Below are 15245 nucleotides of genomic sequence, written 5' to 3'. Positions count from 1 at the left end.
CCGATGCACGATTCCGATCATCTTTCGCCCCTCCCCGTATCGTATAAACACAAACTGCTTGAGAAGCCTCTCGCAACTCTTCAGCGCGTATGGGGATACCAAACTTTCCGCGGAAAGCAGGCTGATGTCATCCAGCACGTTTTAAACGGGAATGATGCGTTGGTCCTATTCCCGACAGGGAAAGGCAAATCGCTGTGCTTTCAGCTTCCAGGTCTCTGCCTGCCAGGTGTCACAGTGGTCATCTCACCTCTGGTGGCGCTGATGCGCGACCAGGTCGAAGAATTGAAAGCCCTCGGTATCAAGGCGGAATGCCTATGGTCACAGCAGTCGGAAGAAGAGTCGCGTTCTGTTAGGTCAAAGCTGCGCGCCGGGAAGCTTAAACTTATCTACGTCACGCCAGAGCGCGTGGTCCTTCCAGGCTTCCGTGACCTTTTCGGCAACGTGCCGATTTCGCTCATCGCGATTGATGAATGCCATTGCGTAAGCACTTGGGGACACAATTTCCGCAAAGACTATCTCGGCCTCGGAAAACTGAGGGAAATGTACCCCGGAGTGACGAGGATTGCGCTGACGGCAACGGCTGATCCACATACTCGAGACGATATTATCCGTCAGCTGCAACTCGATAATGCTGCTGTCTTTGTCGACAGCTTCGACCGCCCGAATATCACCTATCACATCGCAGAACGAGATAACGCACGTTCACAACTCATTCGCTTCCTGCAGCGCCATAACGGCTCCAGTGGTATTGTCTATTGCTTGTCCCGGCGAAAGGTTGAAGAAACTGCGGAATGGCTGAACAAGCAGGGCATAAATGCTCGCGCTTACCACGCAGGAATGGACCCGGCGGTGAAGGCTGACAATCAGGATGCTTTCCGAATGGAAGAAGGCCTTTGCCTGGTTGCCACTGTCGCGTTTGGAATGGGTATCAATAAGCCCAACGTCAGATATGTTGCGCATCTCGACCTCCCCTCCTCGGTTGAAGGATATTACCAGGAGACTGGCCGTGCCGGCCGCGACGGCCTGCCTTCCGAAGCCTTCATGATTTACGGAATGCAAGACATCGTCCAACGCCAGCGGATGATAGATGAAAGTGACGGAACTGATGAGATCAAGCGAATAGAACGCGCAAAGCTGAGTGCGCTTCTAGGAATATGCGAGACTGCCGGTTGTCGCCGAAAGGCTATCCTTTCGCACTTCGGTGAGGTAGCGCCTTCGCGTTGCGGCAACTGTGACACATGCAATAATCCTGTTGAGACGTGGGATGCCACCGAGGTCTCTATCAAGGCTTTAGCAGCCGTTTATCGAACTGGCGAACGTTTCGGTACCGCACATGTCATTGATGTACTTCTTGGCAAGGTCACTGAGCGAACCAGCAAATTCGGACATGAACAACTGGCCGTGTTTGGTGTCGGCAAGGAGTTGTCGCTTCATGCGTGGCAGTCGGTATTCCGACAACTCCTTGCTCTCGGTTTTATCCGCGTAGCTCACAGTGAATTTGGTGCACTGAAACTAGAGGAGGCCGCTCGCGGAGTGTTCAAGAAAGAGGTTTCTGTAACGCTGAGGCGCGACACGGTGGATGCCGTTAGAAAGCGTGAACGCGGAAAGCCTATTATATCAGCTGCTCGGCCTGATTTTTCTCCGGAAGATGAACGGATGTTTCAGGCATTGCGCGCGCTGCGACTGTCTATCTCAAAGGAGTTGGGTGTTGCTCCCTACGTCGTATTTCCTGACACGACCCTAATCGCATTCGCAAAGATCCGGCCAACGACAGAGCGAGATATGCTATCGATTTCAGGAGTTGGTGCGACCAAGTTCACGCGATATGGCGAGCAGTTTATGGCAGTCATCGCAAACGGCTAAATGGCGCCCAAGCAGCCATGCCACTTCATAGCTTCGCCGCAACGAATTGGAAGTAAGCCCATGCAGCAATCAGGCCTATGACGATGGCCGCTACTGTGGCTGCCTTCTTTACCGTCGGCGAGGCTTGGCGCGGCGGCTTAACTGGCTTTGGCTTCTTAAATTTGATGATGTCGCCCATGACGTTTCCCGCTGAATCTCTCAGCATCATGCCTACTGAATTTCCGCTCAACTATCCAGAGCAACGGGCAAATCCAAACGTAAGTCCCGGCGCCAAAAATTGTCATTTTCGCACGCGCTTGGGGTGGTCGGTTTTGAGACATACAAAATCTAGATTTATTTATGGACTTTTGGAACTTTTGCCTATATCTAGAAAAACGTCAGACACGGAAGCAGCGAATGCGTGGTCGTATGTCGCTTTCTGGATGCCGTAGTCTCTTCCTGGCAATCATGACGCATTGCCGTCTAGGAAGTTCAATTCAGCGAAAATGCGGCTGCTACATGCGCCGCGAGTGAAAATTCGGAACAGGGTTTCCCCGGTATCAAAGTCGGGTTCAAGAAACTGTTCCCAACTTACAGGAGCGTTCCCCCAGCTGTTGAGCCGGGGGCTGGGATCACTATGACAGCATCTACTGAAGCTGACGTTGCGGAAGCATCCGTAACGCCTAAGATCAGTCTGAAATCCGTCTACAAAGTGTTTGGTGAGCGTCCCGATAAAGCGCTCGAACTTTTCAAATCGGGCAAGTCCAAGTCCGAAGTACATGCTGCTACCGGCAGCACCATCGGCGTATCAAATGCTAGCTTCGACATAAATGCTGGCGAAATCTTCGTCATTATGGGCCTCTCTGGCTCGGGTAAATCCACCCTGCTCCGCTTGCTGAACCGCTTGATCGAACCGACTTCCGGGGCGATTGAAGTTGATGGCCATGACGTGACCAAGATGTCGCGTCAGGAACTCATCGCGCTTCGTCGCCGCGAAATCAGCATGGTTTTTCAATCTTTTGCGTTGTTGCCTAACCGCACCGTTCTGAATAACGCTGCTTTCGGCTTGGAAGTTTCTGGGATGCCCGAGGCCAACCGAAACAGGCGCGCAATGGAAGCGCTGGATGCTGTTGGTTTGTCGGGTTATGCCAACAGCTACCCGGATCAACTTTCAGGCGGCATGAAGCAGCGCGTTGGCCTTGCTCGCGCTTTGGCCAGTGAGCCTACTATTCTTTTAATGGACGAGGCATTTTCTGCCCTTGATCCTCTCATCCGCACCGAAATGCAGGATGAACTCGTTCGCCTGCAGTCTGAGCACAGCCGCACGATTGTGTTCGTAAGCCATGATCTGGATGAAGCCATGCGCATCGGCGATCGCATCTGCATCATGCAGGATGGAGAAGTCATTCAGGTTGGAACGCCGGATGAAATCGTGACGCAACCGGCCAACGATTACGTCCGCTCCTTCTTCCGCAATGTTGATATTTCGCACGTGTTCAAAGCAGGTGACGTGGCCCGTAAGACGCAAGTTACCATCATTGAACGGCAGGGTATGACGGCTGCTGCCGCCCTTGAGCGGATGAAAAGCTTTGATCGCGACTATGCGATTATCCTCGGCAGGGACAAAACCTTTCATGGAGTGGTCAGCCAGACCTCGTTGGTTGATAAAGTGCGCGCCAAGGACTCAGACCCGTATCGGAGCGCATTTCTGGCCGAAATTGAGCCGATCTTTGCGGATGAGCCGCTTTCCAACGTGCTGGGTCGCGTTGCCGGCAGTCCTTGGCCGGTTCCGGTAATCGACGAACGCAAACGATATATCGGGTCCATCAGCAAATCTACTTTGCTGGAAACGCTTGATCGCGCAGGCTAACGAAGGAATTCCCATGGATTTTGAAATCGGCAGCGGCGTGGATAGCGCCGTGAACTACATTCTTGACAATTTTTCACCCCTGCTGGACGCAATCGCTACCGGCATCGGCTTTGTGACAGATGGTATTCTTAATGCTCTAACCTCCATCCCCATGCCGGTTGGTATTGCGATATTCGCGCTGCTTTCCCTTTGGCGCGTGGGCTTCGGCTTTGCCATCTTCACCGGGCTTTCCTTATGGCTCGTCCAGCACATGGGGCTATGGCAAGCGACCATGGAAACGCTGTCACTGGTCATCGCGTCTACATTCATCGCAATGATCGTTGGCCTCCCGCTTGGTATTGCAATGGCCCGGCGTGATAGCGTGGCAGCGGCAGTGCGTCCTGCGCTTGATCTTATGCAGACAATGCCCGCTTTCGTTTATCTGATCCCGGCGGCCATGTTCTTTGGCCTTGGTGCCGTGCCAGGAACGATTGCCACGGTCATCTTTGCCATGCCGCCCGTCGTCCGCCTGACGAACCTTGGTATTCGGCAGGTGCACCCGGAATTCATTGAGGCTGGGCAGGCATTTGGCTGCACCTCATCGCAGCTGCTGTTCAAGGTGCAGCTTCCAAATGCACTGCCCTCCATCATGGCAGGTATAAACCAAACCATCATGCTGTCTCTTTCCATGGTCGTGATCGCCTCAATGATTGGTGCTGGTGGCATCGGAAACACAGTTCTCACGGGCATTCAGCGTTTGGATGTTGGCACTGGTTTCGAAGGCGGCCTCGCAGTTGTTATCTTGGCAGTCATTCTCGACCGCATCACGCAAAGCCTCGGCAAGAAGCCTACCACCTTGAGCCGTCTGTTCTCATGGAAGCCGAACACTGGTGACGAACGGTTGGCCGCCCCTGCCCTCAACAACTAATCTCGCGGATTGTCTCCGCAAAATTCAAACCATCAAAAAGGAGCAAGAATGTTCAAGTCATTTGCGTCTCTCGGCGCCACCCTCGGTCTTGCAGCCGCACTGGTTGCAGGAACAGCAACGGTCAGCTTTTCGCAGGATCAGAAGCCGGTAAAGATCGGGTGGGCGGCATGGTCTGATGCGGAATTCGTAACAAAGCTTGCAGCCAAGCTCATCGAGAACAAGCTTGGTCAAAAAGTAGAGTTGGTGCAAACAGATGTCGCCCCTCTCTATCAGGGCGTCAGCCGGGGCGATATCGACTTCATGATGATGGCTTGGTTACCGCAGACTCATGCCGATTACTACAAGCGGGTGAAGAACAAGGTCGAAACCCTGGGAACTGTCTATGATGGCGCTAAACTTGGTTGGGTGGTTCCGAAATACATTCCCGAAAGCGAAATTTCATCCATTGAGGACCTGAAAAAAGAAGAGGTCCGCAAGAAGCTGGACGGAACAATTCAGGGAATCGATCCCGGTGCTGGCCTCACGCGCCTGTCTGAGGATGCGCTGAAAACCTACGAACTAAAGGATTACAAGCTCAAGATTTCCAGCGAAGCCGGAATGTTGACGACAGCGGATCGCTCCTATCGTGGCGAAAAATGGTTTGTTGCCACTTCCTGGAGCCCGCATTGGATGTTTGGCAAATATGAGCTTCGTTACCTGAAGGACCCGAAGAAGGCTTTAGGCGAGGCGGAACATGTCGATGTTCTGGCGCGGAAGGATTTTAAGGCCGATAATCCGAAGGTCGCTGAATTCATGTCACGCATGAAGCTGCCAATCGCCGATCTCGAGGCTGCCATGTTCGATGCGCAGGAGACCTCCTACGATAAGGCCGTCGATAAATATATTGAGCAGCACCCGGACCAGATCAAATCATGGCTTGGTGAGCAGGGATAAATAGATCAGGGGGTCGGCAAACGCTGGCCCTCTCCTATGTTCTAATAAAGCTATCAGGGCGAGGTTCGACAATGTCAGCACGAGTCATAAAGCTAACCGCGACAGAGGATACCATTGGTGGGCGGATTTCTCTTGCACGGGAAGCGTTGGAGATGTCTGCCCGAGAAGCAGCTGAGCAAATCGACTGCAAAGTCGAGGATTGGAAGCATTGGGAAAGTGATCGCTGCGAGCCACCACCGTCCTTGTTAACGGATATTGCCTGCACCTTGCAGGTTACGCTGTGCTGGCTTCTCACGGGACGCGGCGTCGGCCCTAGCTGGGAGGATTTGCTGGATGTTGTTCCGCCCTACTGGCCGGAACAGAGGCTCATCGGGCTGACACGGTGATCTTCAATCCTGGAGCCCAATGATTTTTCGTGTCCGAACTGGTTGACTGACCTTCGTTAAAAAGTACATCTGCACGCCCCGGCCCGCTTCGCGAATCTCCCCTCAGGAACTCTGAAGATATCGGGGCGTTTCGCTGAGCGGGCATTTGTCTGGCCGAGGCATGAAGCATCAGCCAGACGCAAGCATAAGCTTATACACCATCCATACAGCCTGGATGAACCAAGGCGAAGGAAGGGACATGACATGAAGGACATGGAACAGCAGATGGATGCTCAGGAAGCCGCTCTTGCCATCTACCTCGAGCAGAATGATACCGACCAGTTGACGGATATCTTGGTTGCCGCTCTCGACGATGCCCTTCGCCTTATGCAGGAAGATTTTTTCCGCGAAACCCTTCACTAAAATACAGACGGCGCCTGCGTCTCGTGGGCGCTAACTTGCCTCAAGCGGCAGCCGAACAATAACGCGAAGGCCTTTCCCTTCACGTCCCGCTGCAAGCTGCAAATCGCCTCCATGCAGATTGGCAATTTCCTCGACGATGGGCAGGCCAAGGCCTGTGCCTTTTTCATCACTTCGTTCCGCGCGGTCAAAGCGGCGCAAGACGCTGGAATGTAGCGAGGCTGGTATTCCAGGCCCATTGTCCTCGACCTCAACAATCGCGGCATTTTCCTCTTCAGACACCCTCACGGTGACTTCCGCACCCCGTCCGGAATAAAGAAGCGCATTTGAAATGAGGTTCTTCAGGAGTTCGGACAAGAGCAGAGGCTCGCCCGAAACTGCTACAGTACCCTCTCCTTCAAATCCAAGATCTATTCCCGCTTCCGCTGCGGGTGGAACCTGCTCGCTCGTCACAGTGCGCGCCAGGTCCACCAGGTCGATTGGCTGAAGGTTCGCGGAGATGGCACGCGATGTGGCGTCGATGCGGGACATCATCAGCAATTGCGCCAAGATTCTCTCGGTCTTGGCAATGGCAGCATCGGCCTGTTCTATGGCTTCCCGGGCTTGAGCCTGATCGTCTGAACGAGCCGCCAGCGCCAGTTGGGTACGAACAACAGCCAGCGGCGTGCGTAATTGATGGCTGGCATTGCCAGTAAAATGCCGTAGCGCCTCAAGTGCAGAATCCAGCCGGATCATGAAGGAGTTGACAGTCTCGACCAGTCCCTGAACCTCGGAGGGAACCGTTTCGCCAATCGGCTGGAGATCATTGGGGTTTCGTTCGGAGATTGCCACGCTCAGCCGATTGAGCGGCCGAAGCGATACGGAGACCGCCATCCATACGATGAGAGCTGCGCCCGTCATCATCAGCAGCAACCTCGCAGCCGAATGAAGCAGGATGGAGCGCGCCAACTGCCGCCTGGCAATGGTTGTTTCAGCAACCGTCACCGTGAACGGAACGGATGAAATGCCGGTAGAGGCGGAGCGGGCAAGCGTCGCCACCCGGATGGGATCGCCACGAAAACTGGCATTGTCAAATGCTGTCGATTGGCCTTCCCTTCGATCAATGGCAGGCAAAGCCTGATAACCGGTAATGAACGTGCCGGGCGGTCCATCGACCCGGTAGAAAACGCGGTCTTGGGCGGCGGATGTCAGCATCTCCAAAGCTACGTAAGGAATGTCGACTTCAAGCGAGCCATCTTCCGCGACCACCACGCGCTCGGCTATGGCCAGCGCCGAACCTGCAAGAACCCGGTCAGAAACTTCATTGGCAGTTTGCTGCGCTTCGCGCCAGGTATCGGCCAGCGCCACCGTTCCCAGCACAGCGGTTCCCGCCAGCAACCATGCAAGTAGTCTGCCGCGTATGGAGTTCACGGCAAACTTCATGCTTCCTCGGGCGAAAGATCTAGATAATAGCCTATGCCACGGGCGGTCTTCACCGTCAGGCCGTGCGCAAAAAGGCGACGCCTTAACCTGCTGACATATTGTTCAATGGCGTTTGCAGATAGATCCTCATCAAAACCCGTAAGAGATCCGATGATGGCATCCTTGGAAACTACCTTTCCTGCACGCAGGAACAGTAGTTCCAGCAACGCAAGCTCGCGGGCAGGTATGTCGATGGGCCGCCCACCGCTGGAGAAGCTTCGGGAGGTTAGATCGAAGGTCAGAGCGCCGAACTCCACGCGCGATGTCCGCAAACCTGCCTGACGCCGCAGGAGTACCCGGATGCGCGCCTCAAGCTCGGAAATGTCGAAAGGCTTGGTGAGATAGTCGTCTGCCCCAAGATCCAGTCCCCTCACCCTCTCTTCCGGCGCGCCGCGCGCAGTCAGAATCATCACGGCTGCCTGGTTTTGTCTTGCGCGGATGGAGCGTAAAACATCCAGACCATCCATTTCAGGCAGGTTGAGATCGAGGATAATCAAATCAAAGCTTTGGGCGGTTGCTGCAGCTTCAGCAGAAAGACCATCGCCAACCACATCCACTGTATAACCGCTACCCCGCAAAATCGCGGAAAGCCCCTCGGCCAGACTGCCGTTATCCTCAACCAGCAAAATGCGCAATGCGTTTCCCCCACAACTGCTTGAAGATAGATGGGAAAACGCCTGCTTGTGAAGAGGCTGACCATCCGTCATCATAGAAAGATGATACGCCCTCTCCTAACCTCTTGTTTGCTGCTTCTCAATGCTATGGCCGCGCATGCCGATGTAACGCGGTTTTCGGCTTTGAGTGGCAAACAGGCTGCGCCTGAATTGCTGGTTTACTCTTCGCTGGATGAACCTCTGGCAAAGCCGATGATCCAGGCGTTTCAGAGAGCTAACCCTGACATCGCTGTCAGGTATGAAGATATGTTGACTGGCGCAATCTATGATCGGATCGTCAAGGAAACAGAAAGTTTGAAGCGGACTGCGGATTTTGCTTTTTCTTCCGCTATGGATTTACAGGTCAAGCTGGCCAATGATGGCTACGCACAACCCAGCCATCTACCGATGAGTGCCCGATGGCCAGCATGGGCGAACTGGCGTGACACCGCCTATGCGTTGACATTCGAGCCTGCTGTGTTTGTCTATCATAAGCCGAGTTTCGCAACCGCCGCACCTCCTTCCACACGTGCAGAATTCGTTCAGTTTCTGGCGAAAGAAGGTGATCGAGTGCATGGCCGCATTGCCACCTATGATATTGAACGATCAGGGGTCGGCTTTCTTTTTATGTCGCGTGATCAGGAGCAGTTCGACGATATATGGAACGTGGTTCGGGCCATGGGCGGTGCAGGGGTGAAGCTCTATTCTACCAGCCAAGCCATTCTGGAACGGGTGGCCGATGGCAGATTTGTGCTGGGTTATAACATTCTCGGTTCCTATGCGGCAGACTGGGCCTCGAATCATCCAGAGGTCGGGATCGTGCTGCCTAAGGATTATACGGTGGTGATGTCCCGCATCGGTCTTGTTCCGCAGGCGGCGCAATCGCCGGATCTGGGACGTCGTTTCCTGGAATTCTTCATGTCGAAGGAAGGTCAGACAATCCTGACAGAGCAACTGCAAATTCCAGCAGTCAATCCCGACGTTGCTGTTGGCAACACAGCCACCACCATGCGGGAAATGCTGGGTGGGCAGCTTAAGCCTGTACCGGTAAGCCCGGGTTTGATGGTCTATCTCGACCAGGTAAAGCGCTCGCGGCTTATCGCAAAGTGGAATGAAGCACTTCGCCTTCAATAGGAAAGCTTCAAATACGTTAACGTCAGCTAAATGTCAGCATAATGTGGTCGCTTAGTGGCATCCCGAAACGTGGAGGCGTTTCAGGAATGACTGGGGGGAGAGGCACGCTGCCGGCTTCGGCGCGAGCGCACAACAAAAACGTCTTCCGCCCGGCACGCCATAACATGCGCATTGCGCCAACGGAGGACAAACCCTTGAAACATATTTTCCTCGCCACTTTTCTTGCGGGATCTGTAGCCCTTCCGGCATTCGCTGCCGATTACACCATCATGGCACCGGCAGCGCCCGGTGGCGGTTGGGACCAAACGGCACGCTCGTTGCAGACGGCGATGCAGAAGGAAGGTATTTCTAAAAACGTACAGGTCATCAACGTACCAGGCGCTGGCGGCACAATCGGTCTTGCTCAGTTTGCGAGCCAGCAGAAGGGCAAGGACAATGCCTTGATCGTCGGCGGTTACGTCATGGTCGGCGCGATCCTCACAAACAAGGCACCGGTAACGCTGAAGGATGTTACCCCGATTGCACGCCTGACTGGCGAAGATGAAGCGATCGTGGTTCCGGCTTCGTCTCCGATCAAGTCCATGGCTGATCTGGTTGCTGCCTTGAAGAAAGATCCGGGCTCCGTTTCCTGGGGTGGCGGTTCTGCTGGTGGTGTTGACCACATCGCAGCTGGCCTCATTGCCAAGGCTGCAGGCGTAGACCCAACCAAGATCAATTACATTGCCTTCTCCGGCGGTGGCGAAGCGCTTGCAGCTATCCTCGGTTCACAAGTAACAGTTGGCATCTCCGGATTCGGCGAGTTCGAATCTCAGGTCAAGTCCGGCACATTGCGTCTTTTGGCAACGTCTGGTGAAAAGCGCCTTCCCGGTGTGGACGCACCAACGCTGAAGGAAGCCGGTGTTGATGTGGCCGTCCAGAACTGGCGTATGGTTGCGGCAGCACCTGGCCTTAGTGCGGAGCAGAAGGCAAAGGTTATCGCCGATGTCCAGAAGCTTGCAACCTCGGCAACGTGGCAGGAAACGCTGAAGACCAAGGGTTGGCAGGATACTTTCCTCGCCGGTGATGCTTTCGATGCCCAGCTTGCCAAGGATATCTCCTCGACTGAAGGCATCCTGAAGGACATTGGACTGGTAAAATGAGCGAAAAGCCTTTGAACAAGGCAGAGGAGCGCCGCCCCGACTGGGCGGCGCTGGCTATTGCCGCTGTACTCGTCGTTCTTGCGGGCACGATCTTCATGGATGCAGCGCGTCTGCGCGAAGTAACCGGTTATTCGCCGGTTGGCCCAGCTACCGTTCCGCATTGGATTGCTATCGCGCTTTTGCTGCTGGCGATCTGGACTGTTATTGCAGCCTTTCGTGGCGATTTTCCCGAGCGTGACCGCCAGGAAATCAAACCAGTCGTTTGGGTCATCGGTGGACTCGCGGCCCAAATGCTTTTGTTGAACACAGCTGGTTTTTCCATTGCGACCGGCGTGCTGTTTGCAGCGACGGCGGCTGCCTTCGGTAAGCGGAAAATCTGGATTTCACTGCCTGTCGGCATCATTCTCTGTCTCGTCGTCTGGCTTATTTTCGCTGGCCTCTTGCAGCTCTCGCTGCCCGCTGGCCCGCTTGAGCACCTTTTCATGTAAGGGCATTGCCATGAGCACTTTCGAATTCCTCCTGCAGGGCATCGTGGTGGCTATGCAGCCCATGAACCTGCTGTATGCCCTGATCGGCGTGACGCTTGGAACGGCTGTTGGCGTCCTGCCGGGCATTGGACCCGCCCTCACCGTTGCTCTTCTTCTGCCTGTTACCTATCAACTCGATCCGGCAGGATCGCTGATCATGTTTGCGGGCATCTATTACGGCGGCATGTATGGCGGCTCTACCACCTCCATTCTGCTCAATACGCCAGGTGAAAGTGCCTCCATCGTCACCGCGCTGGAGGGTAATAAGATGGCGCGTGCAGGCCGGGGCGGTCCAGCTCTTGCAACAGCAGCCATTGGCTCCTTCGTTGCTGGTTTGATCGCCACTGTCGGCCTCGCGTTTATAGCGCCGTTGATTGTGAAGCTCGCACTGGTGTTCGGTCCGCGGGAATATTTTGCGCTGATGGTGCTGGCCTTCATCACGGTTTCTTCCGCCTTCGGTGATTCCACCCTTCGCGGTCTAACCTCTCTATTCATCGGCCTCGCATTGTCTCTCATCGGCATCGACCAGTTGACGGGTCAGACCCGTCTTGCATTTGGTGTGCCTGATCTTCTGGATGGCGTCGAAGTCACCACGCTTGCGGTTGCCATGTTTGCAATTGGGGAAACTCTCTATATCGCGGCGCAAGGAAATCTGGGTCCTGACAAGATCGAAGCTGTTAAAGGTTCGGTTTGGATGAGCGCTGCTGATTGGGCACGGTCATGGAAGCCATGGCTTCGCGGCACAGTCATCGGTTTTCCAATCGGCGCAATGCCGGCTGGCGGCGCTGAGATCGGGACCTTCCTCTCCTACGCGACCGAAAAGAAGCTGACCAAGTACCCTGAAGAGTTTGGCCATGGCGCAATCGAAGGCGTTGCAGGTCCAGAGGCGGCAAACAATGCGTCCGCAGCCGGTACGCTGGTTCCGCTTCTTACGCTTGGTCTGCCGACAACTGCCACAGCCGCCATCATGTTGGCGGGCTTCCAGCAATATGGCCTTCAACCTGGCCCGCTGTTGTTCGCTACGAATCCACAGCTTGTTTGGGGCCTCATTGCCTCGCTGTTGATTGCAAACTTCATGCTTCTGGTGCTGAACCTGCCGTTGATTGGGCTTTGGGTGCGTCTCCTCACCATTCCAAAGCCGTGGCTGTATGCCGGTATTCTGGTTTTCGCGACGCTTGGCACCATTGGTGCGAACCCGTCCGTTTTCGAGCTTGGGATGCTGCTGGCATTTGGAGTGCTTGGCTATGTCATGCGTGTCTTCGGCTACCCGATTGCGCCGGTCGTTGTGGGCTTGATTCTGGGCCCGCTGGCCGAACAGCAATTGCGCCGTGCGCTTGCCATTAGCCAAGGTGATGTGACGGTTCTCTTCACCTCGCCAATTGCCGCTGTATTGCTTACCATCGCAGCGCTTGCCCTCATCGTGCCGTTGATCCTGCGTGCACGAGGTCGTGGCGAAGTTTTGTCTCAGATGGCTGCAGACGAAGACTGACATATTGAACTGCTCCTGCCGGGCTACGTCCGGCGGGAAACCTTCTCTCTATTCTGGGAACAAAGCCTCGGCAGAGCGCGTTAGCGCGCATCATCCGGGGGATTATATTATGGCTGGTTTCAAGCCGCCTCTCACATCGCACCTTCTTCAACAATCGTACCATAGTTTCGAGCTGATGAAGGTTTCACGATGAGCCGCTCAAAGCAGTTTTTCACCTATGGGACCATGGTCTTTGGCTTTGCCATAGCCGGTTATCTTCTTTATCGCGGCCTCAGCCAGTTCACATGGGATGATATTGTTCAATCCGTCAAAGCAATTCCGTGGAGCAATCTGCTTCTTGCTATGCTCTATTGCGCTGGCTCCTACCTCTGCCTCACAGGCTTTGATTGGACAGGCGTACGATATGTAAAGAGCGACCTCCCCTACCCCAAAATCGCGCTGGCATCGTTCGTTAGCCTTGGGCTTGGTCAGAGCATCGGGCTTGCGGGCCTTAGCAGCGGCGCTATCCGTTACCGCTATTATTCACACTGGGGTCTCTCTACGGAAGATGTAGCGAAAATCGTGCTGCTTTCCGGCGTCACCGTGGGCCTTGGGCTTATGGTTCTCGCTGGCATCGTAATGGTGCTCAATCCGGAGGACACGTCGAAGATTTTGAGGATTGCACCTTCGGCAGTTCTCATTCTGGGCGTTGCATTACTTCTGGCAGCTGTAGCCTATGTGCTTGCTGCGGCATTTCTCCGCACTCCGGTAAAAATCCGCAAATGGACGTTCAAAATGCCGACAGCCCGGTTGGCAACGGCTCAGATCGTCATTGGCACCGTCAACTTCGCGCTCGTCTCGGCATGTTTGATGGAGTTGATGCAGGCAAGTGAAAACGTAAGCTATCTGAAGGCGGCAACGGCCTACGTTCTCGGCAACATTGCCATCCTCATCACACATGCACCTGGAGGGCTTGGCGTATTGGAAGTGACGGTACGCCACGTAATGGGCGAGCAGGCCTCCATCGGCGCACTCATTGCATTCCGTGTGATCTATTTCTTCATTCCCTTCTTCATTACGCTGCCCATTGGACTGATCAGCGAGGCTGTCTTCCGCGCCAATAAAAGCAAGCGGGATGCAGAAAAGCACACAGAAGTGGATGGCGAGGTCAGCCCCGCGGCTTGATTTTGGCCATGACCTCGCTTGGAGGCTGTAGGTCTGCTTCCCAGCCGAAGACGCTTCTTCCGCCAAAATTCGGCGAGTTGCGAAACTCGCCCGCGACGTATTCTTTCAGGTCAGGGCCTGTAACGTAGCGTTCCATCATGCGAGCCTGATGATCGAGGCGCTGGAGCGCCTCCAACTCCTCCGTCTGACCAAGCCTGCCTTTTCGCACGGCAGACTTCATGATCCGCAGAGTTTCGTCGTAAACCTCTAATGGAACGGGAAATGGATGTCTGTCTTTCCCGCCATGTGCCAACGAATAGCGTGCGGGATCGGAAAAACGACACGGTGCACCGTGTATGACTTCCGATACAAGCGCCAAGGCTTCGACTGTCCGCGCCCCTACCCCTGGCGTCAAGATTAGATCGGCAAAGTCTTTTGGGCCGCGGTCGGCAGCGGCAGCCAGCGCGCCATGAAGACGCCGCATATTCACATCTTTCTCACGAACATCATGGTGGTCCGGCATGATCAAATGGGGAAGAAGCGGCTGCGCCACAGGTGCCGCCCTGTCACCTCGGATAGCGGAAATTTCTCGCAAGAGGCGATCTGGGCCGAGATCACTCAGAAGTTCGAGCTGTGTGACACGTGACTGCTCTGCACGTCGATCTGCAAGATTGATGATATCGCCCTGTTGGTGACCTTCGATCCCGCTATGAGGCGAATCGAAAAAGTCTTTCAAACCTTCAGACATCCAGTGGTAACGACGGGCCTGTCGCCTGTCTCCGTTCATCCCCTGCTGAACAACAACCCACTTACCGTCATCAGCCGCGATGAAGCCATGTAGATAGAGATCAAAACCATCCTGAACCGCCGCGCTATCAACCTTCGCAACCAGACGGCTTGTCTGAGCAAGTGCCAGTCCGTCAAACCCGACCCGGTTTGCAATGAGAAGAAGTTCATCGGGCGTCTTGCGGGAGTGTTGGCCACGCCCCCCGCAAACATGAAGGCCCAATTCACGTGACATCGGCGTGAGGCCCCTTTTGAGGGCACCGATGACGGAGGTGGTGATACCTGAGGAATGCCAATCCATTCCCATCACGGCCCCGAAAGATTGAAACCAGAAGGGACTGGCAAGACGACGAAGAAATTCATCTCGTCCGTAGTTTTGCACGATGGCTTCCGCAATGAGCGCGCCAAGACGTGTCATCCGCTGCCCCAACCAATGGGGCACGCGACCGCCGTGAAGCGGTAGATCAGCGCTGCCAGCTCTACGAGTCATGTTCTACCTTCGTTCCCTGCTTCTTTAGGCTTATTGAAACGCGATGGCCATAGGTCCGGAACAAATCCTCTTCCAGAAGGTCAGGA

15 protein-coding genes are annotated in these 15245 nt (G+C 54.8%); 11 read left to right on the top strand and 4 right to left on the bottom strand.

Features of this window, described 5'->3' with window-relative positions; all coding sequences use genetic code 11:
- Positions 1 to 3: 3 nt before the first annotated feature.
- Positions 4 to 1863, top strand: coding sequence for a DNA helicase RecQ (gene recQ / locus AC0JZ1_RS08955; protein WP_471882034.1), 1860 nt, complete (start codon positions 4 to 6; stop codon positions 1861 to 1863).
- A gap of 25 nt (positions 1864 to 1888) precedes the next feature.
- On the opposite strand, the gene AC0JZ1_RS08950 is transcribed toward recQ, so the two are convergent.
- Complete coding sequence (locus tag AC0JZ1_RS08950) at positions 1889 to 2071, bottom strand: hypothetical protein (protein WP_471882033.1); 183 nt, start codon at positions 2069 to 2071, stop codon at positions 1889 to 1891.
- A 408-nt stretch (positions 2072 to 2479) separates the two neighbouring features.
- Here AC0JZ1_RS08950 and proV point away from each other — a divergent pair, with 408 nt between their 5' ends.
- From proV to AC0JZ1_RS08925, 5 genes are all read left to right on the top strand, one after another.
- Positions 2480 to 3712: a glycine betaine/L-proline ABC transporter ATP-binding protein ProV gene (gene proV / locus AC0JZ1_RS08945; RefSeq protein ID WP_471882032.1), complete on the top strand. Its 1233-nt coding sequence runs from the start codon at positions 2480 to 2482 to the stop codon at positions 3710 to 3712.
- Positions 3713 to 3725: 13 nt separating this feature from the next.
- Positions 3726 to 4619, top strand: a complete 894-nt coding sequence (locus AC0JZ1_RS08940) for an ABC transporter permease (RefSeq protein ID WP_471882031.1) — start codon at positions 3726 to 3728, stop codon at positions 4617 to 4619.
- 48 nt (positions 4620 to 4667) lie between these two features.
- A complete protein-coding gene (locus AC0JZ1_RS08935) occupies positions 4668 to 5552 on the top strand; it encodes a glycine betaine ABC transporter substrate-binding protein (protein ID WP_471882030.1) in 885 nt (294 codons plus the stop codon).
- Between the two features lie 71 nt (positions 5553 to 5623).
- Positions 5624 to 5938 (top strand): helix-turn-helix domain-containing protein, encoded by a 315-nt coding sequence (locus AC0JZ1_RS08930; RefSeq protein WP_471882029.1) that lies wholly within the window; start codon positions 5624 to 5626, stop codon positions 5936 to 5938.
- A gap of 243 nt (positions 5939 to 6181) precedes the next feature.
- Complete coding sequence (locus tag AC0JZ1_RS08925; protein WP_471882028.1) at positions 6182 to 6340, top strand: hypothetical protein; 159 nt, start codon at positions 6182 to 6184, stop codon at positions 6338 to 6340.
- 30 nt (positions 6341 to 6370) lie between these two features.
- On the opposite strand, the gene AC0JZ1_RS08920 is transcribed toward AC0JZ1_RS08925, so the two are convergent.
- Complete coding sequence (locus AC0JZ1_RS08920; protein ID WP_471882027.1) at positions 6371 to 7759, bottom strand: sensor histidine kinase; 1389 nt, start codon at positions 7757 to 7759, stop codon at positions 6371 to 6373.
- Positions 7756 to 8433: a response regulator transcription factor gene (locus AC0JZ1_RS08915; RefSeq protein ID WP_471882026.1), complete on the bottom strand. Its 678-nt coding sequence runs from the start codon at positions 8431 to 8433 to the stop codon at positions 7756 to 7758. Before AC0JZ1_RS08915 ends, AC0JZ1_RS08920 begins: the two co-directional genes overlap by 4 nt.
- A gap of 126 nt (positions 8434 to 8559) precedes the next feature.
- Here AC0JZ1_RS08915 and AC0JZ1_RS08910 point away from each other — a divergent pair, with 126 nt between their 5' ends.
- The 5 genes from AC0JZ1_RS08910 (at position 8560) to AC0JZ1_RS08890 (ending at position 13904) form a co-directional block, all read left to right on the top strand.
- Entirely contained in the window at positions 8560 to 9585 is a 1026-nt protein-coding gene (locus AC0JZ1_RS08910; protein WP_471883402.1) for an ABC transporter substrate-binding protein, read from the top strand.
- A 194-nt stretch (positions 9586 to 9779) separates the two neighbouring features.
- On the top strand, positions 9780 to 10724 hold the full coding sequence (locus AC0JZ1_RS08905) for a Bug family tripartite tricarboxylate transporter substrate binding protein (protein WP_471882025.1): 945 nt from the start codon (positions 9780 to 9782) through the stop codon (positions 10722 to 10724).
- The gene (locus AC0JZ1_RS08900) at positions 10721 to 11212 is read left to right on the top strand and encodes a tripartite tricarboxylate transporter TctB family protein (protein ID WP_471882024.1); all 492 of its coding nucleotides are present in this window, start codon (positions 10721 to 10723) and stop codon (positions 11210 to 11212) included. Before AC0JZ1_RS08905 ends, AC0JZ1_RS08900 begins: the two co-directional genes overlap by 4 nt.
- A gap of 10 nt (positions 11213 to 11222) precedes the next feature.
- Positions 11223 to 12740 (top strand): tripartite tricarboxylate transporter permease, encoded by a 1518-nt coding sequence (locus AC0JZ1_RS08895; protein WP_471882023.1) that lies wholly within the window; start codon positions 11223 to 11225, stop codon positions 12738 to 12740.
- A 189-nt stretch (positions 12741 to 12929) separates the two neighbouring features.
- Positions 12930 to 13904, top strand: a complete 975-nt coding sequence (locus tag AC0JZ1_RS08890) for a lysylphosphatidylglycerol synthase transmembrane domain-containing protein (protein WP_471882022.1) — start codon at positions 12930 to 12932, stop codon at positions 13902 to 13904.
- Here AC0JZ1_RS08890 and AC0JZ1_RS08885 read toward each other — a convergent pair.
- Positions 13888 to 15159, bottom strand: a complete 1272-nt coding sequence (locus tag AC0JZ1_RS08885) for a DUF763 domain-containing protein (protein ID WP_471882021.1) — start codon at positions 15157 to 15159, stop codon at positions 13888 to 13890. The two genes, AC0JZ1_RS08890 and AC0JZ1_RS08885, sit on opposite strands and share 17 nt — an antisense overlap.
- Positions 15160 to 15245 lie beyond the last annotated feature (86 nt).

The organism is Affinirhizobium capsici (assembly GCF_977018625.1).
Note: the sequence above shows the minus strand (reverse complement) of the source record. Positions and strands in the feature narration are given on the sequence as shown.